At 63.8% G+C, this 22,761-nt stretch carries 20 protein-coding genes and 1 riboswitch; of the genes, 14 read left to right on the top strand and 6 right to left on the bottom strand.

Translation table 11 applies throughout. From position 1 onward, the window contains the following. From ACMGF8_RS16565 to ACMGF8_RS16550, 4 genes are all read left to right on the top strand, one after another. Window positions 1-777 carry a helix-turn-helix domain-containing protein gene (locus tag ACMGF8_RS16565; protein WP_115582082.1) on the top strand — a complete coding sequence of 259 codons (777 nt, stop codon included), beginning with the start codon at window positions 1-3 and terminating at the stop codon, window positions 775-777. Between the two features lie 99 nt (window positions 778-876). Continuing rightward, on the top strand, window positions 877-1,791 hold the full coding sequence (locus ACMGF8_RS16560; RefSeq protein WP_416756784.1) for a DMT family transporter: 915 nt from the start codon (window positions 877-879) through the stop codon (window positions 1,789-1,791). Between the two features lie 187 nt (window positions 1,792-1,978). Continuing rightward, the gene (locus ACMGF8_RS16555) at window positions 1,979-3,622 is read left to right on the top strand and encodes a B12-binding domain-containing radical SAM protein (protein ID WP_242553918.1); all 1,644 of its coding nucleotides are present in this window, start codon (window positions 1,979-1,981) and stop codon (window positions 3,620-3,622) included. A gap of 167 nt (window positions 3,623-3,789) precedes the next feature. Beyond that, window positions 3,790-4,368 carry a hypothetical protein gene (locus ACMGF8_RS16550; RefSeq protein WP_115582079.1) on the top strand — a complete coding sequence of 193 codons (579 nt, stop codon included), beginning with the start codon at window positions 3,790-3,792 and terminating at the stop codon, window positions 4,366-4,368. On the opposite strand, the gene ACMGF8_RS16545 is transcribed toward ACMGF8_RS16550, so the two are convergent. From ACMGF8_RS16545 to ACMGF8_RS16530, 4 genes are all read right to left on the bottom strand, one after another. After that, window positions 4,362-4,760, bottom strand: coding sequence for a hypothetical protein (locus ACMGF8_RS16545; protein ID WP_305948333.1), 399 nt, complete (start codon window positions 4,758-4,760; stop codon window positions 4,362-4,364). The two genes, ACMGF8_RS16550 and ACMGF8_RS16545, sit on opposite strands and share 7 nt — an antisense overlap. Before the next feature lie 122 nt (window positions 4,761-4,882). Beyond that, entirely contained in the window at window positions 4,883-5,995 is a 1,113-nt protein-coding gene (locus ACMGF8_RS16540) for a M14 family metallopeptidase (protein WP_305948332.1), read from the bottom strand. Between the two features lie 114 nt (window positions 5,996-6,109). Then, window positions 6,110-6,889, bottom strand: a complete 780-nt coding sequence (locus tag ACMGF8_RS16535; RefSeq protein ID WP_102864119.1) for an ABC transporter substrate-binding protein — start codon at window positions 6,887-6,889, stop codon at window positions 6,110-6,112. A gap of 273 nt (window positions 6,890-7,162) precedes the next feature. Further along, window positions 7,163-7,597, bottom strand: a complete 435-nt coding sequence (locus ACMGF8_RS16530; protein ID WP_102864118.1) for a rhodanese-like domain-containing protein — start codon at window positions 7,595-7,597, stop codon at window positions 7,163-7,165. Between the two features lie 103 nt (window positions 7,598-7,700). Here ACMGF8_RS16530 and ftrA point away from each other — a divergent pair, with 103 nt between their 5' ends. Further along, complete coding sequence (gene ftrA / locus ACMGF8_RS16525; protein WP_115582076.1) at window positions 7,701-8,669, top strand: transcriptional regulator FtrA; 969 nt, start codon at window positions 7,701-7,703, stop codon at window positions 8,667-8,669. Between the two features lie 60 nt (window positions 8,670-8,729). On the opposite strand, the gene cobF is transcribed toward ftrA, so the two are convergent. Both cobF and ACMGF8_RS16515 read right to left on the bottom strand, forming a co-directional pair. Further along, complete coding sequence (gene cobF / locus ACMGF8_RS16520) at window positions 8,730-9,491, bottom strand: precorrin-6A synthase (deacetylating) (protein WP_416756781.1); 762 nt, start codon at window positions 9,489-9,491, stop codon at window positions 8,730-8,732. A gap of 87 nt (window positions 9,492-9,578) precedes the next feature. Beyond that, complete coding sequence (locus tag ACMGF8_RS16515; RefSeq protein WP_102864115.1) at window positions 9,579-10,142, bottom strand: histidine phosphatase family protein; 564 nt, start codon at window positions 10,140-10,142, stop codon at window positions 9,579-9,581. Window positions 10,143-10,354: 212 nt separating this feature from the next. Between ACMGF8_RS16515 and ACMGF8_RS16510 the strand changes: the two genes are divergently transcribed. The 9 genes from ACMGF8_RS16510 to ACMGF8_RS16470 all read left to right on the top strand — a co-directional run bounded on the left by ACMGF8_RS16510 (window position 10,355) and on the right by ACMGF8_RS16470 (window position 22,751). Beyond that, on the top strand, window positions 10,355-12,352 hold the full coding sequence (locus ACMGF8_RS16510; protein ID WP_416756779.1) for an EAL domain-containing protein: 1,998 nt from the start codon (window positions 10,355-10,357) through the stop codon (window positions 12,350-12,352). A gap of 650 nt (window positions 12,353-13,002) precedes the next feature. Then, window positions 13,003-13,857 carry a MurR/RpiR family transcriptional regulator gene (locus ACMGF8_RS16505; RefSeq protein WP_102861851.1) on the top strand — a complete coding sequence of 285 codons (855 nt, stop codon included), beginning with the start codon at window positions 13,003-13,005 and terminating at the stop codon, window positions 13,855-13,857. Between the two features lie 2 nt (window positions 13,858-13,859). Further along, window positions 13,860-14,504: an isochorismatase family cysteine hydrolase gene (locus ACMGF8_RS16500; RefSeq protein ID WP_102861852.1), complete on the top strand. Its 645-nt coding sequence runs from the start codon at window positions 13,860-13,862 to the stop codon at window positions 14,502-14,504. Further along, window positions 14,501-15,856 (top strand): glutamine synthetase, encoded by a 1,356-nt coding sequence (locus tag ACMGF8_RS16495; RefSeq protein WP_416756778.1) that lies wholly within the window; start codon window positions 14,501-14,503, stop codon window positions 15,854-15,856. The genes ACMGF8_RS16500 and ACMGF8_RS16495 overlap by 4 nt, the downstream gene beginning before the upstream one ends. Continuing rightward, the gene (locus ACMGF8_RS16490) at window positions 15,840-16,592 is read left to right on the top strand and encodes an N-formylglutamate amidohydrolase (protein WP_115582070.1); all 753 of its coding nucleotides are present in this window, start codon (window positions 15,840-15,842) and stop codon (window positions 16,590-16,592) included. Before ACMGF8_RS16495 ends, ACMGF8_RS16490 begins: the two co-directional genes overlap by 17 nt. A 184-nt stretch (window positions 16,593-16,776) precedes the next feature. Further along, window positions 16,777-18,126, top strand: a complete 1,350-nt coding sequence (locus ACMGF8_RS16485) for an APC family permease (RefSeq protein ID WP_102861855.1) — start codon at window positions 16,777-16,779, stop codon at window positions 18,124-18,126. A gap of 174 nt (window positions 18,127-18,300) precedes the next feature. Next, a complete protein-coding gene (locus ACMGF8_RS16480; protein ID WP_115582069.1) occupies window positions 18,301-19,317 on the top strand; it encodes an arginine N-succinyltransferase in 1,017 nt (338 codons plus the stop codon). Window positions 19,318-19,366: 49 nt separating this feature from the next. Then, a complete protein-coding gene (locus ACMGF8_RS16475; RefSeq protein ID WP_102861857.1) occupies window positions 19,367-20,440 on the top strand; it encodes an arginine N-succinyltransferase in 1,074 nt (357 codons plus the stop codon). Between the two features lie 33 nt (window positions 20,441-20,473). Beyond that, window positions 20,474-20,677, top strand: a riboswitch (cobalamin riboswitch). 97 nt (window positions 20,678-20,774) lie between these two features. Beyond that, complete coding sequence (locus tag ACMGF8_RS16470) at window positions 20,775-22,751, top strand: TonB-dependent receptor plug domain-containing protein (RefSeq protein WP_240321969.1); 1,977 nt, start codon at window positions 20,775-20,777, stop codon at window positions 22,749-22,751. Window positions 22,752-22,761 lie beyond the last annotated feature (10 nt).

Here is a 22,761-nt window from a genome sequence, read left to right as displayed (position 1 = left end):
ATGAGCAACATAGAACCCCCAAAGGCTTCATTGGCCTTGCGATCCTACTCCGGCCAGATTGAGCTGCATGACCACGACTATCACCAGATCGTGCTGCCGCAATCAGGCTCCATGGAGATAGAGGTCGATGGCCGTGGCGGCAAAGTCGACTGGAGCCAGGGCGTGATCATCCCGGCAGGTTGCTCTCATACCTTTTCCGCCAGTACCGCAAACACTTTCCTGGTCCTTGATGTTCCGCTTTCATCGCCCCGCACCCAAAAGTTCGAAGCTGAAACCATCAAGAGGCTCAACGAAAAAAGCTTCTTTCCGGTAAGACCGGAGATTCGTCACCTGCTTGACTACGCCACACGCAGCGTTCCATTGCTGACCAGCTCACCTGAGGTGGCTCAATCCTGGAGTACTTTGTTGATGTCGTCTCTGGTCCAGCCCCACAGCCACACCCCTGACCACGGACAGTTCACCCTGGCCAGGGCGCTGACCCATATCGAAAACAATCTGGACACTCATCTGACCGCCTCTGAAATAGCCCGAATCTCAGGCACCAGCGAACGACGCTTGTACATACTCTTCGAGCAACACCTGAAAACCACGCCTTTTGCCCATGTGACGCGGCTGCGCCTGGACTTGGCCATTGACCTGCTGCGCGATACTCGACTGTCGATCACGGAAATTGCTCATCGAGTGGGTTACGCAGACCAGAGCGCCTTGAACCATGCGCTGAAAAAAAACCGCAACCTGACACCGGCATCGGCTCGAAGGCGCACCATAACCTGCTGAAACATGCAGCCTGGAACAAGTATTAGGCAGCACAGGCCAATACCCGACCGACCGTCCTTCCTATCATCCCCGCTTCGAAACGCTCATCGGGCGGGACCCATGACACAAGCAACGACGTCTACCAAAACGCTCACACCCCCAAGATCTGCCGCCTCGGCAACCGCCATTGGGGTGATTGCCGTGTTTCTGTGGTCCTGCCTGGCCTTGCTCACCACTCTGACGTCAGGCATCCCGCCTTTTGAATTGCTGGCGTTGAGCTTTGCCGTAGCCTTTCTGGCAAGCCTGTTCATTCTCGGGCTGCGCGGTGCTGAGGGCTTTCAAGGCTGGCGTCAGCCATGGAAGGTGTGGGCCACAGGCTTTCTGGGAATCTTCGGCTATCACGCGCTGTATTTCTTCGCACTCAAGGCCGCCCCCCCGGCCGAGGCCAGCCTGATTGCCTACCTCTGGCCCCTGCTGATCGTCTTGCTGGCCGGTGTCAGTGGCGGCCAGCGACTGCGCCCGCGACAACTGCTGGGAGCACTCCTGGGGCTCGCCGGTACGGCGTTCATCATGCAGCAACGCTCACAGTCCGGCGTGGCCAGCATGCCGATCGCTGGCTATGCGGCTGCCTTGCTCTGTGCCTTGGTCTGGTCGGGTTACTCGGTGATCAATCGACGCTTCAGCAACGTTCCCAGCAGCATCATCGGGGCAATCTGCGGCCTGGTGGCCGTGGCCGGAGCGCTTTGTCACCTGGCGTTCGAAACCACGGTTCAGCCTGACTACGGGCAATGGGCGGCGATCATCGGCCTCGGGCTGGGCCCGGTTGGCCTGGCGTTCTTTGCATGGGATCACGCGACCAAACACGGCAACCTGGCGAGTCTCGGCGCTCTTTCCTATCTCGCCCCACTGTTTTCCACCCTGTTGCTGATCCTGGTCGGCCAAACCCACGCCAACCCGATCCTGCTCATACCGGCGCTACTCATCATCGCTGGAGCGGTGATCGCTACCTCACGTCGACGCACCTCCGGCGCCTGATTCTCTGTACCAACAAGGAACTCAAAAAATGCATCTGATTGCCTCCCAAGGGGCTGAGAGGCTCGATCGTACCGGCCCGTTTTTTTCGGTAGCCCCCACCAGAGCGACCCTGCAGCATCTGGGGCTCCCCTCCCGAACGACCAGCCATAGCGCCACACGCCGCCGCTCCCATGGCGAAGCCCCAAGAGTGCTGCTATTCGTTCCGCCCTACACGCGCCTGGTCGAACCGGCACCGAAGGACAGCGCATTCACCCAAATCGGCATCGATACCTTTGAAGTGATGAAGCGTGCAGGTACTCCCATCGGCCTGCTGCGCATCGCTACAGTGGCCAGGCGCGCGGGTTACGACGTACAGATCATCGACGCCCCCTTCGCTGGCTGGGAACAGGAATCCCCACTGGTGCAAGTCGATCAGGGACACCTGCTGCGCTACGGCCTGAGCGATGCGCAGATGCGCACTATCATCGAGACGGCACAACCCGATATCGTCGGCATCCAGTGCAACTACACCGTGCAATGGGGCAACGCTCGGGCGCTGGCGGATCTGATCAAGTCCATTGATCCCAACCTGGTACTGGTGACAGGCGGCGCGCACTCCAGCGGCGATTGGCAGAACGCGCTGCTGGACTCCGCATTTGATTTTGTCCTGATCAATGAAGCAGACCGGGCCTTCACCCTGTTGCTTGACGCCTTAAGCCATGACGGCGGCGACATTCATGCAGTTCCGGGGGTCGCCTATCGTGGCCAGCAGGGACAACTGGTTCGCCCGTCGCGCAAATCCAGCTACTTGAGCATTGTCCCTGGCCGCCAGGGTCTGGAGGAGCGTCTTGGGGTCATGCCCTTGCCCGACTTCAGTTTCCTGGATATGAACCACTATCTGCAGCCCTATCACTCCTCCGGCGCTCGGGTGCACAAACACGGCGCCTGGGCACAGATTTTCTCCACCATTGGCTGCAATGTGAACTGCAACTTCTGCTACATACCCAAGATCAACGGCCCATGGCGTGCCCTGGGGTTGGATTGGTTCGACCTGCACTTGGCGGACCTGGTCAGTCAGGGCGTGAGCGAGGTACTGATCGAGGACGACCACCTGATGCACGATCCGCTGTATGCCATGGAAGTGGGACGCCTGCTGAAAAAACACAACCTGCCCTGGGTCGAAGAAGGTGGTCTGAGCCTGTTCAATCTGGTGCTACTACACAAAGGAGAGCGCTTCCTCGCTGAGCTGGATGATCAGGAACTGAAAAGTCCGCAATACCGCAACGTCATCGCCGCGATCAAGGGCGGACTGACAGCCCGGCAGTTCATTCGCTCGATTGCCGAAAACGGCTGCTACAACATCTACCTCGCCGTGGAGAGTGCCAACGAGGAAAGCCTGATCAACTCCAACAAGTCGCGCTTCAACGCGATTCAGCAAGCCACCTTTGAAATCATCGAGATATTCACCGCGCACGGCATCCAAGTCACTGGCGGTTTCATGTTGGGCTTTGTCAATCCGCCCGCCACTCCGGGCGCCAAACCGTTTATCGAAAGCCTGGAATTGATAGAAAGAACCACCGACTACGCGGTCAGCCTAATGGGTGCGGGAATGGCCTACGCCAACCCGTTTATCGTGACGCCCATTCCTGGCACTGAAATGTGGGAGTACCAGCAGCAGTATGTGGTGCGTCACTACGACAATGGCTGGTCCCATGAGAAGGCCACGATGGCAACCGAGTTGTGGAGCGCTGAGGACATCGAAAAGGCCAGGCTGGAACTTCTAGTCCGTGCCAATGGCGCAGATCGAGTCAAAGAGATGGTTCGGCGCGGCACTTGGCCGGTCAATACGTAACCAGCTCCCCGAGAAGTAGAAACCCGATTGCCACTGTTCGGTGTCTTGTAGACCTCAAGAACCGAAACAGCTTGTGGTCATTGATCCACCACGAAAAATCCTTCTGGAGCCTTCTGTAACGACCGTGGGATGATGCGCACCCCTGATCCCATGCCCGGAGATTGTGCATGTCATCCTTCGCTAGAAAAGCCCTGGTCCTGGTGTTCGCCGCAGTGGCGGGCTTCGGTGCGCTGAACGCGGTTGCCGCCGACAAGTCCGCGGCCAAAGCGGCGCCGGGAGAAAAAGTCTCGATGCTCGACGGCAAGCTGTCCTTCACCCTGCCCAAGGGCTTCAGTGCCTCGGCCCTGCCGGCCGGCAGCGAGGCCGACGGCACCGCGGGCGCCAGCGGCACTCTGTATTCCAACGCCACCACCCGCACCGTGGTGATCGCCGCGCAGAACAGCATTCCCAATGCGGCTCAGGTCAAGGACAACGACAGCGCCTTTCTCGATGCCGCGGTCAGCGGGTTCCTGTCGCAACAGGCCGCAGCGCTGCCGGACTTCAGCAAGCAGAGTGAAAAGAGCATGACCCTCAAGGGCCTCGGTGTGCGGCAGATCGACAGCACCGCGACCCAGGGCGGCGGCCAGACCCTGAACTCGACCCTGATCGCCGGCTCCGGCACCCGCATGGCGGTGATCCAGGTGATTTCCCGGGCCGCCGACAAGGCCGGCCATGCGGCGCTGATGAAGCACATCCTCGGTCAGTAGACCCGCTTCAACTCAGGGGGTGAGCCCAGCCCCCTCCAGGCCAAAGGCAGCAGCACCAGCACCGCCAGCCCGAACCCCGCCTGGGACAGGTAGAAGGTTTCCAGCCACTGGCTGTGGGCCGCCACATAGAAACTGTTGTGCACGACATCCAGCACGATGATCGCCAGGGTCAGCACCAACCCCCAGCGCGGGCGCACCCACAGCAGCAACGCCGCCAGCGGATCAAAAAAGGTCAGGGCGCCCCAGAAGGTCCGGCTGGCCAGGGGCGTGTCGACGCCATAGCCATAGTCCCAGAGCAACCCATGGTCCAGGGCGGCGCGCAGGTGATTGAAGCCGGCTGCCAGCAGGCACAGGGTGAACAGCAGGCGGATAGACACGGACACTCGGGACATGGACACATCTACTGTATGAGCCGGCTTGCCGGCGAGGGCGCGATGGCGGATCGAGGGCCGACGCAGCCGAGCGTTCCCTGGCAACCCAGTTGCTGCGCCTCGTCAGCGTCGCCCCTGGCGGTTCAGTCGTTGATCAGCTTGCCGGCGCGAATCGCCTCGCGGCCGGCCACCTTGGCCAGCCAGATGCCCGGCTGGGTGTAGCGCCCGCGGTCCAGGGCAAAGAGCACGCCGCTGGTGCCGGCACGCACGGTGCTGACCCTGTCGTTCAAGGGGTCCACCACTTCGAACAGGGCATCGCCGCGCTCCACCCACTCGCCGGCATCGCGCAGAAAACTGACCACTCCGGGGTGCGGTGCGAACAGGTATTGGGTGCCTTCGAAAGGCATGCCTTCACAGCAGTGATCCGGTGCAGCGGGCCACTGGCCACTGATCAGGCCCTGCTCGGCCAGAAAGCCGAGGATGGCCTCGCAGTGGGCTCGCGCCTGCTCGACCCGGGTGTCGCCCATGCTGCCCAGCTCCAGGGTGGTGGCCAGGTTGGCCGGGGGAATCGCCGCCTGGGGAAAGTCCCGGGCCAGGCGCAGCCAGGGCGAGGAGCAGGATTCGTCGAAAGAGCTGCCGCCGGAGTCCTCGCAAAGCAACGCCACACCAGCCTTCAGACGCGCCGCCAGGGACTGCCACCGCGGCCAGTGCTGGGGCAAGGCATAGAGGTGGATCGCCGCTTCGAAATCGCAATGCAGGTCGAGGGTGATATCGGCGTCGCAGGCATGGCGCAGCAGCAATCGGTGCAGGGCTTGCAGCTGCGAGTCTGGAGCCGGCAGCTCATCCAGCACCTGGACCATGGTGCGGCGGATCAAGGCGATATTGACGGCGGCATCAGTGCCCAGTTGCTTGCCGATCAAGTCGCCCACCGGACCACTGAGCTCGACGAAGGCACGGTTGAAGTTCTTGCCGCTGCCCAGTTCGAAACGCCCCAGGTGACTGCCCTGAACCTGCTGGTCGAGGCCGATGGGGTTGGCCACCGGCACCAGTTCGATCACAGCCTGCAAACGCCCCTGGCGCTCCAGTTCCGTCAGGCGCTGCTTCAGCTCCCAGGCGGTGCGCATGCCCGGCAGCTCATCGGCGTGCAGGCTGGCCTGGATGTACACCTTGCGGCCACCGCTGCCGAAGCGAAACACGCTGAGCTGGCGCGCAGTGCCCAGGTGGCCCCAGGGCAAGGAATGGTCGATGCGTTGCATAGTGGCTCCAGGGATCAAAAAAGGCGTGGCGCAGAATAAAACAGCGGCGCACAAAAAAGGTGGCGACCGGATCACGGGCGCCACCTTTTTTACCCAAGCTTTGCAGCCTGCGGCTTACTCGCCGTAGACATCAAAGTCGAAGTACTTGTCCTGCACTTGCTTGTACTTGCCGTTGGCGCGGATTTCGGTGATGGCCGTGTTGAATTTCTCTGCCAGCTCCTTGTCGCCCTTGCGCACGGCAATGCCGGCACCGCCACCGAAGTACTTCGGATCGTTGTACTCGGGACCGACAAAGGCAAAGCCCTTGCCGGCGTCGGTTTTCAGGAAACCGTCGTCGAGGTTGACCGAGTCCGCCAGCAGCGCGTCGACACGACCGGACACCATGTCCAGGTTGGCTTCCTGCTGGGAACCGTAGCGCACCAGGTCGATGCCGGCCGGCACCAGCACTTCAGTGGCGAAACGGTCATGAGTACTGGCGCGCAGTACGCCGACTTTCTTGCCCTTGAGCTCGGTCAGCGGGTCCTTGACCGTGGTGCCGGCCTTCATCACGAAGCGCGCCGGGGTGTGGTAGTACTTGATGGTGAAATCGACGTTCTTCTTGCGATCGTCGGTGATGGTCATGGACGACAGGATGGCGTCGATCTTCTTCACCTTCAGCGCCGGGATCAGGCCGTCGAACTCCTGCTCGACCCAGGTGCACTTGACCTTCATCTGCTCACACAGGGCATCGCCCAGGTCCACGTCGAAACCGGTGAGCTTGCCGTCGGGCGTCTTCATCGAGAACGGTGGGTAGCCGGCTTCGATACCGATACGGATCGGCTTGGCCTCATCGGCCGAAGCGGTCAGGGAAAACAGCGACAGTGCCAAGGCACCAAACAGCGCAAACTTATTCATTTATAACTCCAGGAGGCGGAGACTTTTATTGGCTGGTTTCGATTATGGGCAAATCGAAGTGGCCAGCAGTCTAGAGCGGCTCCCGGGAAGCAAATTGTGTTTATGCGACAAATACTTATAAAAAACACGCTGCCGCGATTCTGCGCCCTCCCCCTCGCCCCGGCGTGGTGCATTTGACCCTGAAACACCCGACGTTCGCCTCAGAACGGACCATTTTTACCGACACATCCTGCGCTAGCCGCAGCCTGGGGCCGCCGCCAGCGCAGTGGCCCCTCAGCAGGCGCAGGACAGATCCGGCCCCTCGCTACGCGGTTGCCCGGTGCTGAGCTCGAAGCCCTCATCGAGCCAGCCGGTGACCCCACCGATCATCTCCTTGACCGGGTATTCCAGGGCCGCCAGCTTGACCGCCGCCTTGTTCGCACCGTTGCAATGAGGACCGGCGCAATACACCACGAACAGGGTGTCGCGGGGATAACCGGCCAGCTGTTCGACGGTGAGCAAGTGCCCGGGCAGGTTGATCGCCCCGGGGACATGGCCGCGGGCAAAGGCCTCGGGGCCCCGCACATCCACCAGGACAAAATCCACTTCACCGGCCTCCTGGCTGCTGTAGACGTCGGAGCAGTCGGTCTCAAAGGTCAGGCGGTTGCAAAAATGCATCAGGGCAATGGCCGAAGGGGCGGCGGCAATGCTGCGGACCAGGCTGGTCATGGGCGTCTCCAGAACGTGGCGATTAAGGTGGGAAGAACTTTATCGGCCCTGCCCCACCGCGTTAAAGTGGCGCTCCGGACACCCACTGGTAACTTTCCGCCAAATGCACAATCCTCCCGGACTGGTCGCGATCCTGGCTTATGACGGCCTTTGCACCTTCGAATTCGGCATCGCCGTGGAAATCTTCGGCCTGGCCCGGCCGGAGTTCGACTTTCCCTGGTATGAGCACTGCATCGTCGCCGTGGACCCGGGGCCGATGCGTGCCGCGGGCGGTATCCGGATACTGGCCGATGGCGGCCTGGAACTGCTGGAGCAGGCCCGGACCATCATCATTCCCGGCTGGCGCAGCCGCGACCAGGCGCCGCCGCCCGAGCTGATGGAAGCCCTGCGCCGGGCCTACCACCGCGGCGCGCGGCTGCTGTCGATCTGCTCGGGGGTGTTCGCTCTGGCGGCCAGCGGCCTGCTCAACGGCCTGGGCGCCACCACCCACTGGCGCTACACCCAAGAGCTGGCCGAGCGCTTCCCGGACATCTGGGTGGACCCGGATGTGCTCTACGTGGACGCCGGCCAACTGATCACGTCTGCCGGCAGCGCCGCCGGGATCGATGCCTGCCTGCACCTGGTGGCCCGGGACTTTGGCACTCGGGTGGCCAACAGCGTGGCCCGACGCCTGGTGATGTCGCCCCAGCGGACCGGCGGCCAGGCCCAGTTCATTCCGGCTCCGGTCAGCCGCACCCCGCGCAGCGACCTGTCGCAGGTCATGCAATGGGCTCGGGAGCGCCTGCATGAGCCGCTGACGGTGAGCGATCTGGCGGCCCGGGCGCTGATGAGCGAACGCACCTTCCTGCGACGTTTCAGCGCCGCCACCGGCGCCACGCCCAAGGCCTGGCTGCAACATGAGCGACTGGCCCGGGCCCGGGAACTGCTGGAAAGCGGCAGCCAGACCACGGAAAGCATCGCCCTGCATTGCGGTTATCGTTCGGTGGAAAGTTTTCGCGTGGCCTTTCGCAGCCTGGTGGGCCTGCCGCCCTCGGCCTACCGCGAACGCTTCGGCCAAAAATCCCCCTCGTAGGAGCTGGCTTGCCGGCGAAGAACACCACGCTTATCCGGTGGTATCCATTCCGGCCAGTGTCTAAGGCTCCGGTTTGCGCAGAAGGTAGGTATCCATGATCCAGCCATGCGCCTCGCGCGCTTGGCGACGGACCCGCTGGATATCGTCGGCGACCTCGTCCAGGCGCCCGGCAATGAGGATTTCGTCCGCCGTGCCCAGGTAGGCGCCCCAATAGATGTCCAGGTCCTGATTGCGCAGCTGGCGGTAGGAGTCCTCGGCATCGAGCATCACCACCCGGCTGTCGGCATCACCGACCTGTCCCGCCGCCACACGCCGCCCGGTGGTGATTTCCACTGAACGGCCAATACGGTTCAACGCCACCTTGTGTTGCGCCGCCAGGGCCTGGACGCTGGTGATGCCGGGGATCACCTGATACTCGAACTGCGCCGCACCACTGGCCAGGATCTGCTGCAGGATGCGCAGGGTGCTGTCATACAGCGACGGGTCGCCCCAGGCCAGGAAGGCACCGGTCTGGCCCTCTGCCAGTTCCTCGTTGATCAGCCGCTCGAAGACCTGCTGCTTGTCCTGGTTCAGGGCCTGGACGCTGGCCTGGTAGTCCACATCGCCGCGCTGGCGTTCCGGGGTCTGGGCTTCGACGAAGCGATAAGGACGCTCGGTGAGATAACGCTGGCACAGCTCGCGCCGCAGATCGATCAGCGAGTCCTTGCTCGGCCCCTTGTCCATCAGGAACACCACGTCACTGCGGTTCAGCGCCTTGATCGCCTGAATGGTGATGAAATCGGAATTGCCGGCGCCGATGCCGATGATCAGGAGGGTTTTCATGGGGATCTGGTTCTCGCTGCTGTGCCAGGGGGCAAGTATGGGCGGCTTTGGCGCCCGGAGAAATGCCCCGAACGCCGGGCACAGCTCTCAGTCACGGCCATCCAGGCGCAGGCGCCAGCGACCGGCATGGCTGAGATCGATCCGCGACAGGGGCTCGATATCCATCAGGTTGAAACTGCCCAGGGGCGCCTGCAGCAACTGCAGCAGCACCGCACGCATGACAAAGGGATGAGTCACTGCCAACCAGTGCCCCGGACGCTGGGCCATCTGCTCCAGCCACTGCGCCACGCGCCGGCACAACCCGGCGACCGACTCGCCTCCCGGCGGGGCGCTGTGAGGGTCATCCAGCCAGGCCTGCAAGGCTTGCGGCTGCTGGCGTTGCAGATCGCCGATCCCCATCCCCTGCCAGGCACCGAAGCCATAGTCACGCAGGGCTTCCTGCACTTGCGGCGCTGCGCTGAACAGCGCCGCCGTCTGACAGGTTCGCCGCTCCGGCCCGCACAGCACCTGCGGGTGGTGCCTGAACTGCGCAGCCCGGCTCAGGGCCTGGGCCTGCCAATCCATCTCCACGGCTTCGTCCAGGGGAAAGCGCCCCAGCTTCTGGGCGGCGGTACGGGCGTGGCAGATCAGCGTCAAACGGGTGGCCGGCAAGGGGTTATCTCGACAAAGGAACATCAGGGCTGAGGCCGGTTTTTAGCACGACCACGGGGCTATTTCCCAGCAGGGGACAGGTTGAAAATTCCTCAGAAACTCAAGAAAAGCCTGATCACCAAACAAGAAATGGCTTATAGGCAACCCAAACAGTACGCCTTTATTCTCCGCGAAGTTCCCACACTTCGACTCGAATCAGGTACCTCGACACCATGCACAGCGGTATGTGGGAGCTCCTGTCTCTCGACCTTGCGCTCAACGCCTCGCTCCAACCCATCGTCCTGCTGCAATACGTTGCCCTGGTAGGGATCTTCAGCATCCTGCTGATGCTGCGTCAGGACGCCCAGCGCCTGATCAAGTCGAAAAAGATCCTGCTGGGTTTGATCCTGGGCACCAGCAACGCCGCCTTGATCGCCCTCGCCTCCGGGTTCATGCAGACCCCGGTGAAGATTTTCCTGAGCAACGACATGCTGTTTCTCGCCGGTTTGCTGGGAGGCTGGTGGGGCGGCATGACCTGCCTGGTCCTGGTGGCACTGGCTCGTTACTGGATTGCCGGCGCCGCGCAGTTCGAAGAGGCGCTGTTCAGTTTTAGCCTGGTGGCCCTGGGGGGCATGCTGCTCCATCGCTGGTTCGAAACCCGCGACCTGAGCGCCCTGAGCCTGAAGGACATGCTGCTGGTGATCCTGGTGCGACTCGGCGCGGCCATCGTCCCGATGCAGATCATCGACTGGATGGGCACGGTCAGCTCCAGCATCACCGCGCAACTGCTGTCCTTGCGACTGAGCTCGACCCTGCTCTCCCTGCCCATGATCATCCTGATATTCGCCATGCTGCGCCGCGAGGCGCGCTACCAGTTGGCCCAGCAAAGCCTGCTGCAACAGGCCCTGACCGATCCGACCACCCAACTGCCCAATCGCCGTGCCCTGCGCGACCACCTCGACCAGATGCTGGAGCAAAACAAAGAGCGGCGCATCCCCCACACCCTGATCGTGATCAAAATCAGCAACCTCAAGGACCTGGTCGCCATCCACGGCCATGACTGGACCGACCAGTTGCTGATCTCCCTGGCGCAAGAATTCAGCAGCGGCGCCTCCAGCCATGCCCTGCAAGCCAGCGCCGCCCACCGCGCCTTCATGTTCTCGGACCTGAGCCTGGCACTGGTGGTGCCTTACCGCTCCATCCAGCAGGTCGAAGAATCGGCGCTGCTCGCCACCCTGCAGATGACCTTGCAGGCCGGGTTGCCCAGCGACGGCAGCCTGTCGCCCAAGCTGCAGTTCTGCGTGATCGATGCCTGCGCCGGAGACAGCGCCAACGTCACCTTGCGCAACATCAGCCTGGCCCTGCAGGACAACAGACAGCCGGTGCGGTACCTGCACCAGTCGCTGATCGAACAGGCGCAAAACAACGAACGCATCCGCCAGCAACTGCTGGAGTGGGTGCGATCGAACACCCCGCCGCTGTATTACCAGCCCAAGTTCTGCCTGAGCCAACGCACGATCATCGGCGCCGAAGCCCTGCTGCGGGCCCAGGACGACCAGGGCGCGGCGATTTCCCCCTTGCTGATCCTGGAAGTGATCCGCCACCACGACCTGCAGCAAGCCTTCGAATGGGCGACCATCGAAGCGGTGATCCGCGACGCCCGGTACTACATCGATGCCGGACTCCAAGGACCGCTGGCGGTGAACGTCTCGTCCTCGACCCTGAGCGATGCCAACTTTGCCGTCCTGCTGATCCAGCGCCTCAAGGAAGCCGGGCTTCCCGGCGCTCGCCTGACCCTGGAACTGACCGAGAGCACCCTGCTGCAAGACACCCAGCAAGTGGCGCACAACATGCTTCTGCTCAAGGATCACGGCGTGGGATTGTCCCTGGACGATTTCGGCACCGGCTACTCGGCCCTGAGCATCCTGGCCAAGTATCCTTTCAGCGAAGTGAAGATCGACCACTCGATGATTTCCCTGCTGCACTATGAACGGATGCGCACCGCGGTCTCCATCGCCCAGGAAAGCGCGCGCCTGTACCAGGCGACACTGACAGCCGAAGGGGTCGAAACCCAGGAGCAGATCGACATTCTCCAGAGCATTGGCATCCGCTGCGCCCAGGGCTACATCTTCTCCCCGGCAGTCCCCCTGGCCGAACTGATCGAACTGGATAGCGACGGGCCAAAGAAAGCGCCCCTCGATCGACCAGTGGGCAGCGTGGGCAAAGCCTGAGCGCCTTGATCGAACGCCTTTCGCCCAGCGCCTCATTGCCCACCTTGTTGAACCATTCCGTCAGGGCAAGATCCGGCTTGCCGGCGAAGAGGCCCGCAAGACCTGCAGCGCCTGTGCGGACGCCCTCGCTAGCAAGCCAGCTCCTACGGAGGCCCAACCACCGCAGCTCCTACAGAAACGCACGACCCTTAGCTTCAGGCCGGCCGCAAGGCCGCCGTCTGGCTCTTGATCTTGATCTTGATCTGAACGCCCCGTTAACCACGATGGCCGAACGCAGGCTTTGAGCCGTGGGTAACCCGGCAGGGATGCCGGGTTAGCCGCCACCCGGCCATGGATGGCCGGTGGCGGCGGCCCACGGATCAATGCCGGAGTTCGGGCATGCCGAGCCTAGGCGAGGCACCGAGTGGAGGGGCAAGAGCCTTTGGTTACTTTGGGCTCTTTCCAAAGTGACTCGCCGTAAGGGCGAAACCGCCAACCGCCCCACCCGCAGCAACGGATATGTCCCCCCGCCTCAACTCCACCCCGCCCCGCCCCATTTCAGAGCATTTCACCACCAACGCAAATTTCACTAGACATGTAACGTCCATTACATAAATATCATTTAGCCATTTTATGAAACAAAAACGACACTCAGCTTCCAAGGCACCCCGATGCCCTCTCTCCGAGACCTGATCACCGACCCCGCCCTCGACCTGACGCCTTCAGAGCGCAAAGTCGTGCGCGCCCTGCTCGACCACTACCCGCGCAACGGATTGGGGCCAATGTCACGCCTGGCAGAACACGCCGGGGTCAGCGACCCGACCATCGTGCGCTTGGTGAAGAAACTCGGCTTCAGCGGCTACGGGGAATTCCAGGAAGCCCTGCTCAGCGACATGGACGACCGCCTGCGCTCCCCTAGCACCCTGCTGCGCCCACGCTCACAAGTGGCCCAGGGCGATACCTGGAGCCGCTACCTGGCGGACAGCCAGCGCGCCCTGCACGACACCCAGTCCCTGACCCAGCCCGAAGACATCCGCGTACTCATGGACTGGCTGCTCGACAGCCGTCATCAGCTGTACTGCTTTGGCGGACGCTTCAGCAGCTTCCTTGCCCACTACCTGCTCAACCACCTGCGGCTGATGCGCCCCGGCTGTTTCTTTCTTGAAGACAACGCGCAACTGCCGGACCGCCTGTTCGATCTGCAGCGCCAGGATGTGGTGCTGCTGTTCGACTACCGCCGCTATCAGTCCCAGGCCCTGCGGGTGGCCAGCGCAGCCAAGGCGCGCAACGCCCGGGTGGTGCTGTTCACCGATATCTATGCCTCGCCGCTGCGGGAGCTGGCGGACCTGATCATCAGTGCCCCGGTGGAGTCCCTGTCGCCATTCGACACCCTGGTCCCGGCGCTGGCCCAGGTCGAGGCGCTGATCGCCTGCCTGACCCCGCGCAGCGCCGATCTTGATCAACGCCTGGAGGGCATCGACGCCCTGCGGGCGCAATTTGATACCCATGTGCTGGAGGAGAAATAAGGATGTTCAGCCTGCCCCACCGTTCGCCCCGGGACTTGCCCTTCGTCGTCGATCACACGGCCCTGCTGCTGGTGGACATGCAGCGCGCCTGGCTCGAACCGCAGTTCGACCCGCACCTGCAAGGCCCCGAGGGCGAGGCCTTTCTCAAGCGTGCCCGGGAGCAGGTGATCCCCAACCAGCAACGCCTGCTGGCCGCAGTGCGCGAAGCACGGCAGAACGTGCTGCACACCATTATCGAAAGCCTGACCGCCGACGGCCGTGACCGCTCCCTGGACCACAAGCTGTCGGACATGCACCTGCCCAAGGGCAGCCCCCAGGCGGCAATCATCGACGAGCTGGCACCGGTGGAAAACGAGATCGTCCTGCCCAAGACCTCTTCCGGGGTGTTCAACTCCACCAACATCGACTACGTGCTGCGCAACCTGGAAACCCGGCACCTGATCGTCGCCGGGATCGTCACCGACCAGTGCGTGGACATGGCCGTGCGTGACGCCGCCGACCGCGGCTACCTGGTGACCCTGGTCGAGGACGCCTGCGCCACCTATAGCGATACTCGGCACCAGGCCTGCCTGAATGCGATCAAGGGCTACTGCTGGATCACCGATACCCAGACCGTGCTCGGCCGCCTGCGGGAGATCCGCGGATGAGCCGCGGCCAGGGCATCGAGGCCCTGACGCCACTGGCCATGACCAGCATCGTCACCACCGATTTGATCGGCGTCACCCGGGGCCGCTCCTTTCCCAGCGACGAGCTGGAGCGCTACCGGGTCGGCGGCTGTGGCTGGGTGCCGGCCAACAGCGCCCTGACGCCCCAGGACCTGATCGCCGAGGACAACCCCTGGGGCGCCTATGGCGACCTGCGGCTAATACCCGACCTGGACAGCCGGGTCACTGTCGGTGCCGGACCGGATGCCACGGCGGCGCCCCTGGACTTCATTCACGCCGACATCTGCGAGACTGATGGCCGCCCCTGGGCCGCCTGCCCGCGCACCCTGCTGCGCAACGAGGTCGAGCGCTACCGTGAGCTGGGCATCCAGATCACCGCCGCCTTCGAGCACGAATTCAACCTCGACAGCGGCGCCGCTCAGCGCGAGCACCTGGCCTTCTCCCTGGAGGCCCAGCGCCAGGGCGCGGCCTTCGGTGGCTGGCTGCTAGCGGCATTGCGGGCGGCCGCTGTCGAACCGGAAATGTTCCTCCCCGAATACGGCAAGCAGCAATACGAGATCACCTGCCGCCCGACCCAGGGCCTGGCCGCCGCCGACCGCGCGGTGAACGTGCGCGAGATCACCCGGGAGGTGGCCCGGCAGCTGGGGCAACGGGTCAGCTTCGCCCCCAAGACCGCGGCGGACGCCGTGTGCAACGGGGTGCACCTGCACCTGAGCCTGCAAGACCTGGACGGCACGCCACTGCTCTACGATCCCCAGGCGGTCCGCGGCGACGACCTGTCACGGCTGGGCCAGCACTGGGCCGCCGGGGTGCTCAAGCACCTGCCGGCACTGTGCGCCTTCACCGCGCCGACGCCGCTGTCCTATGAACGCCTGCAACCCCATCACTGGAGCGCCTCCTACGCCTGCCTGGGCCTGCGCAACCGCGAAGCCTCGCTGCGCATCTGCCCCACCGTGGACATCGGCGGCAAGCCCGTGGCGCCGCAGTACAACCTGGAATTCCGCGCCCTGGATGCCACCGCCTCGCCACACCTGGCCATGGCCGTGATCCTGATCGCCGGACGCCTGGGCCTTGAACAGAAGCTGCCGCTCAACGCAATGACCGACAAGGTCCCCGATGAGCTGAGCACCGAACAGCGCCTGGCCAGCGGCATCGTCCCCCTGCCCAGCACCCTGACCCAGGCCCTGGAATGCCTGCGCAGCAACACGGAATTGCTGCAGACCCTGCCGCCGGAGCTGCTGAGCACCTATTTCGCCGTCAAACAAAAGGAAGTGTCCCTGACCGAGCACCTGACCGCTGCCGATCTCTGTGAGCACTATGGACACCTGTACTAAATCCGCCGAGCACGGTTTCTATACCGAGCCGGCCTATCGCCTGTTCCGCGAAGACTCCACGCATCCGCTGATCCTGGTGTGCGAACACGCCAGCCACTACATTCCACCGGCCCTGCACGACCTGGGCCTGGACAAGGTGGCGGCCCGCGAGCATATCGCCTGGGACCCGGGCGCCCTGGAACTGGCCCAGAGCCTGTCCCAGGCCCTGGGCGCGACCCTGATCGCGGCCAACTATTCGCGCCTGCTGATCGACCTCAACCGGCCGCGGCATGCCCCCGACAGCATCCCGCTGCAGAGCGAGATCTATCAGGTGCCGGGCAACCAGCACCTGGACGAGGCCACCCGCGAGTACCGCCGCCAGCAGCTGTTCACGCCGTTCCACCAGCGTCTGCAGCGGATCATCGACCGGCGCCTGGCCGAGGGGCGCGAGGTACGAGTGGTGGGGATTCACAGCTTCACCCCGGTGTACTACAGCCAGCCACGCGCGCTGGAAGTCGGCGTGCTGTATGGCAGCGCCACCGCCTACGCGGCGCGGATACTGGAAGGTTTGTGGACCCTGCCGATAAAGGTGGCGGGCAACCAGCCTTATGAAATCGACCCCTTGAGCGACATGACCGTGCCGGTGCACGGTGATGCCCGGGGCCTGGAGTCGGTACTGATCGAGGTGCGCAACGACCTGTTGCGCAGCCCTGAAGCGGTGCAGCACTGGAGCGACTGTCTGGCGCCACTGCTGTAACGGATGTTGAAAGACGCTTGAACGCAACAAAGGCTGTTTGCAGGACAGGAACAACAACAAGAAAAACCGCTGTGGTGTGTCTTTAACCCTGCCAGGTTCAAACACAGGCCGGCGCGCGAGGCGTCAATGACGACCCTCGCCGCCGGATGCGCCCACTTACATTGGCTACAAGGAGAACTGCTTCATGGAGATTGAAGAATTCGGCTACAAACAGGAACTCAAGCGCGGGCTGAGCCTGCGCGACCTGGTGGTCTACGGGATGATTTTCATGATCCCCATCGCCCCGTTCGGGGTCTACGGCTACGTCAACCAGGAAGCCCCGGGCATGGTGCCCCTGGCCTACATCATCGGCATGGTGGCGATGGTCTTCACCGCCCTGAGCTACGGCGCCATGGCCCGCGCCTTCCCCATCGCCGGCTCGGTCTACTCCTATGCCCAGCGCGGCCTCAATCCCCATGTCGGGTTTCTCGCCGGCTGGCTGATGCTCCTGGACTACCTGCTGATCCCGCCGCTGCTCTACGTCTACGCGGCCATGGCCCTCAACCACCTGTACCCGGAAGTGCCCAAGGTCGGCTTCATCCTGGCGTTCCTGGTCAGCGCCACCTTCGTCAACCTGCGGGGCATCACCTTCACTGCGCGGATGAACATCCTGTTCCTGCTGGCGCAACTGGTGGTCCTGGGGATCTTCCTGTTCTACGCCTGGAACGCCCTGCACGGCGGCACCGGCAACGGCCAACTGACCCTGGCGCCGCTGTACAGCCCGGAAAACTTCCACTTCGGCATGCTGATGCAGGGCGTCTCGATTGCGGTGCTGTCGTTCCTGGGCTTTGACGCCATCTCGACCCTCGCCGAAGAGGTCAAGGGCGATCCCGGCCGCAGCGTCGGTCGCGCCGCCCTGATCACCCTGGTGGTGATGGGGGCGATCTTCGTGGTGCAGACCTGGATCGCCACGGACCTGGCCGCCGGCATGGGCTTCAAGTCCGCCGACACCGCCTTCTACGAGATCGCCGAACTGGCCGCCGGCAGTTGGCTGGCGACCCTCACCGGGGTGGCCACGGCGCTGGCCTGGGGCGTGGCGGTGGCCATCACCTCGCAAGCCGCGGTGTCGCGCCTGCTGTTCGGCATGGCCCGGGACGGCAAGCTGCCCAAGGTGCTGGCCAAGGTCCACCCGAAACACAACACCCCGCACATCAGCATCTACCTGGTGGCGGTGCTGTCGCTGCTGATCTGCTACCTGTTCATCAACTCGGTGGACACCCTGACCTCACTGGTCAACTTCGGCGCCCTGAGCGGCTTCATGCTGCTGCACATCACCGTGATCAATTTCTACTGGCGCCGGCAGAAGTCCGGCCAGGTGATCCGCCACCTGATCTGCCCGGTGATCGGCTTCGTGATCGTCAGCGCCATCATGTACAACATGGGCGTGGATGCGCAGAAGCTCGGCGCCATCTGGATAGCCGCCGGGCTGGTCTACCTGTTCCTGCTGAACAAGCTGGGCAGCGGTGCCGCCCTGCCCGATCCGCTCAAACCCTAAGTGAATTACCTGCGGCGCCGGATGGCGTCGCGCTTCCCCCCGAGGCAGCCGCCAAGAGCCGCCCGGGGACAGGCCGGCGGATCCCGCGGCCGTGGAACTGCGTGGTAACCGACAGTGATGTCTGGCCCATGTTCGCCCCCCGGGGCGAGCGGCCCTTGATACAGGAGTGCACCCATGCTGGCTTTGCGTCCCGTGGCGTTATTCGATCTGCCCCAACTGCTGCGCCTGGCCCGCCAACGCCTGCTGGGCGTAACGTCCCTGGTGGATGACGAAACCTACCTGCGGGAAAGGATCCTCGACTCCCTGGCGTCCTTTGCCAAGACCGAGGCCAGCCAGGGCCCGGAGAACTACTTTCTGGTGCTCGAGGACCCGGACAGCGGCCTGCTCCACGGCTGTTCCGACATTCTTGCCACGGCGGGCTTTGCCGCGCCGTTCTACAGCCTGCGCAACCGGCCCTTCATCAGCAGCTCCCGGGAGCTGAACATCGAACACGGGGTGCCGACCCTGTCCCTGTGCCAGGACCTCAGCGAACAAACCCTGCTGCGCAGCTTCCACGTGGACCCGGCGTTGTCGGGCACGCCCCTGGCGCAACTGACGTCCCGGGCGCGGTTGCTGTTCATGGCCGCTCACCCCCAGCGCTTTGCCGAGAGCACCATCAGCGAGATCGTCGGCTACAGCAACGCCGCCGGCGAGTCGCCGTTCTGGGAGGCGGTGGGCCAGCACTTCTTCGACCTGCCCTACATCGAGGCCGAACGCCTGTGCGCCCTTCAGGGCCGGGGCTTTCTGGCCGAACTCATGCCCCAGTACCCGCTGTACATCCCGATGCTGCCGCCGTCGGCCCAGGACTGCATCGGACGGATTCACCCCGATGCGCGAGAGGCCTGCGACATCCTGATCGACGAGGGCTTCGCGCCTACCCAGTATGTGGACCTGTTCGATGCCGGGCCGACCCTGCAGGCGCGCAATAACCAGCTACGCTCGATCGTTCAGAGCCGGGTCGCGACCAGCTACCTCAGCCCCCAGAGTGGCCAGGGTCGCCACTGGTTGCTGAGCAATGACCGACTGCAGGGATTTCGCGCCATTGTCGCGCCTCTGGATGAAGCCCCGGGCGATGTGGTCGGGCTCGACCCGTCGATGCTCCAGGCCCTGCAAGTGACACCGGGCGAACCGGTACGGGGAATCGCGTTATGAGTGGCCCGCCGCTTCTGCGCTGCCCGGGACTGTTGCAAGGAGTGCACCGATGATCGTCCGTCCGATCCGCGTCACCGATCTGCCCGGCGTGCTGGCTTTGCTGGAGGGCAGCTGTCGCGAGTTGAACAACCTCTCCACCGACCCCGAGCGCCTGGCCCATCGCTTGCGCTGGGCCCAGCGCACCTTCGCCAGCCGGGTGGAACGGGCCGATGCCGACTACCTGTTCGTGCTGGAGGACGACGACCAGCAAATCATCGGCATCTGCGGCCTGAGCGGCGCCATCGGCCTGCGCGAGCCTTGCTACAACTACCGGGTCGGCATCACCCGTGGCAGAGCCCCGGGGCTGGGTATCGACAAAGAGATCCCGACCCTGTTCCTGTGCAACGAGATGACCGGGCAATCCCAGCTGTGTTCGCTGTTCCTGCGCCGCGACCAGCGCCAGGGCTACACCGGCCGCCTGCTGTCCACTGCACGCTTGCTGTTCGTCGCCGAGCACCCGACGCTGTTCGGCGACAAGCTGGTGGCCGAATTGCGTGGCCAGCTCGACAGCCAGGGCTGCTCGCCGTTCTGGGACAGCCTGGGCCGACACTTTTTCAAGATGGACTTCCAGCAGGCCAATCGCCTGTCCAGCCATGGCAGCAAATCCTTCATCGCCGAACTGATGCCGCGCCAGCCGCTGTACACCTGCCTGCTCAGCCCACAGGCCCAGGCGGCCATCGGCCAGGCCCACCAGAGCACCGAGCAGGCGGTGAACATCCTGCGCGACGAAGGCTTCAGCCATCAGGGCTGCATCGATATCTTCGACGGCGGGCCGCTGATCGAGGCCGAAGTGGCGAAGATCCGCAGCGTGCGCGAAAGCCAGACCCTGCCTTTGCTGGTGGGCCGCCCGGACGAACAGGCGCCGGTGTGGCTGATTCACAACCGCCGCCTGGAAAACTGCCGCATCACCGCCGCCCCCGGGCGCCTGGTTTCAGGCTGCCTGCTGGTGGACCGCCTGACCGCCAAGCGCCTGCAACTGCAGCCAGGGGACTCGGTACGCGCCGTGCCACTGTTGGCCTGCCCGGCGCGGCCTCAGGGCCAGTCCGGGATCGCCCTCGCGCCGGACGCCGCCCTACCCCTGTAGCCACGAGATTGACGAACGCCGGGGCGAATGTTCATATGCCGCCCAGTTTCAGGTGCCTCATGCCGCCGTGCACGAGGTGAAACGGGAAACCGGTGCGCCCTTTCAGGGCCAGTCCGGTGCTGCCCCCGCAACGGTAAGCGAGTGCTGCATTCAACACGCCACTGTACCCAAGGTATGGGAAGGCGAATGCCGCCAGACTCGCAAGCCCGGAGACCGGCCTGAAACGTCTGTTTGGCAATCCTGCGGTGGGCGGGCATGGGCCGGTATGGTCGCGTGCCTGTGGCCGATACCTTCTCCTGCGTGCTTCCCGAAGTCACTTTCGAGAAGACCAAGAATGACAACAACTGACACCTTCCTTGCATGCGACTGGCGTGCACCTCGGCGCCCCCTCAGCGGTGCCCTGCTCGGCTGCCTGTTCAGCCCCCTGCTGCTGGCGGACGACACTCCCCTGACACTGGAGCGGCAATGGGTTTCCGCCCCTTCGGTGGAGTCCACCACAGTGGCCGAAATGGCCCGGTACGGCAGCAAGGTGGAGATCATCGACCGCCAGCAGATCGAACGCGCCGGCCCCAGCAGCGACATCACCCGAGTGCTGCAGATGTACGTCCCCGGCCTCTACGTCGCGCCGAAAAACGGCCCCTTCGACTACGGCACCTATTCACTGCTGGGGGGCCGCAACGACGACACCCTGATCCTGCTGGACGGCGTACGCCTGAACAACCGTCTGTACGGCGGCCTGTACCTGGACACCTTGCCGGCCAATGCCATCGAACGCATCGAAGTGCTCAAGGGCGGCCAGAGCCTGCTGTTCGGCACCCAGGCGGTGTCCGGGGTGATCAACATCGTCACTCGCAGCCCCCAGACCCGCGACACCTCCGGCGAGGTCAACCTGGGCCTGGACAGCTTCATGGGGCAAAGCGGCGATGCCCGGGTGGAGCGCATCCTCAGCAATGGTTTCGGCGACCTGGGCCTGCTGGCCTATGTCAGCCACAACGTCTCCGATGGCTACCAGCCCTATCGCAACAGCGCCTACAGCGCCAGCACCCGGGACAAGAAGCGCGGCTATGAAGTGACCACCTTCGGTGCCAAGGCGATCCAGGGCTTCGCCGACGATTCGCGCCTGGAACTGTTCTACCAGTACAGCGATGCCAACCTGGATTTCGCCCGCCCGGTGAACAACCAGAAGACCACCAACGACCGCATCCAGCAGATCGCCACCGCGACCTTCGAGCAGCGCCTGAGCGAGCGTTTCAGCTACTTCGTCAAGGGCCATGTCAACGACTGGGACACGCGCTACACCAAGATCGACAGCCTCAAGGACGGCCGCCTGGTGAGCAAAAACCGTAACGACTACTGGGGCTTCACCGACTGGGGCCTGCAGGCCGAAGGCAAGGCCGAGCTGGACGGCGGCCATGTGCTGGTGTTCGGCACCGACAACCAGTGGTTCAAGGGCCAGGACGATGTGCTCAAGATCGACAATAACCAGGCCCAGGCCAATGCCCTGTACACCCAGTTGCGCCCGGTGTTCGCGGCGCTGCCCGACTGGCACCCGAGCCTGGGCATCCGCCACGAGAAGATGAGCGGCGGCGAAAGCGCCACCGTGGGCATGCTCACCTCCCTGTACGACCTCAACGCCCATTGGCAACTGCGCGGCCAGTACGGCAGCGCCTTCAAGCTGCCCAACGCCGAGCAGTTGTTCGTCAACGAGGACTACGAACAAGGCAACCGCAACCTCAAGCCGGAAAAGAGCCTGAATGCCGAGCTCGGCCTGGACTACAAGGGCAGCCTGCTGGCCGGCGAGTTCAACGCCAGCGTCACGGCCTTCCAGCGCAAGATCGACGACCTGATTGCCCTCGATGGCATCCACTGGGTCAATGGCCAGGGGCGGATCAAGGTGCGCGGCATGGAGGTCGACGGCCGCTGGCAGTTCAGCCCGCGATGGAACCTCTCGGCGGACCTGACCCGCAATCTGCTGGAGTCGCGCAACGGCGTGACCCTGAGCAACATTCCCGGCTTCTTCGCCCGCTCGCGACTGGGCTACGAGTCCGAGGATGGTCAGTGGGGCGTGGGGGGCGCGATCCGCTACATCGGCCAGATCGACAGCGCGAAGAAGGTCGACTACGGCCACTACTCGGTGGTGGACGCCGATGCCTATCGCTACCTCGACAGGGCCCAGCAACATCGCCTGAGCCTGCTGGTGGAGAACCTGTTCGACCGCGACTACACCACCAGCATGACCAGCAGCGCGCCGGCGGTGGACAACCTCGGCCGGCCCTTTACCAGCGAAGTGCGCTACACCTACCGCTTCTGAGGCCCAACGA

Origin of the sequence: Pseudomonas sp. BNK-7 (assembly GCF_048072025.1) — a bacterium.
GTDB lineage: Bacteria > Pseudomonadota > Gammaproteobacteria > Pseudomonadales > Pseudomonadaceae > Aquipseudomonas > Aquipseudomonas danubii.
Note: the sequence above shows the minus strand (reverse complement) of the source record. Positions and strands in the feature narration are given on the sequence as shown.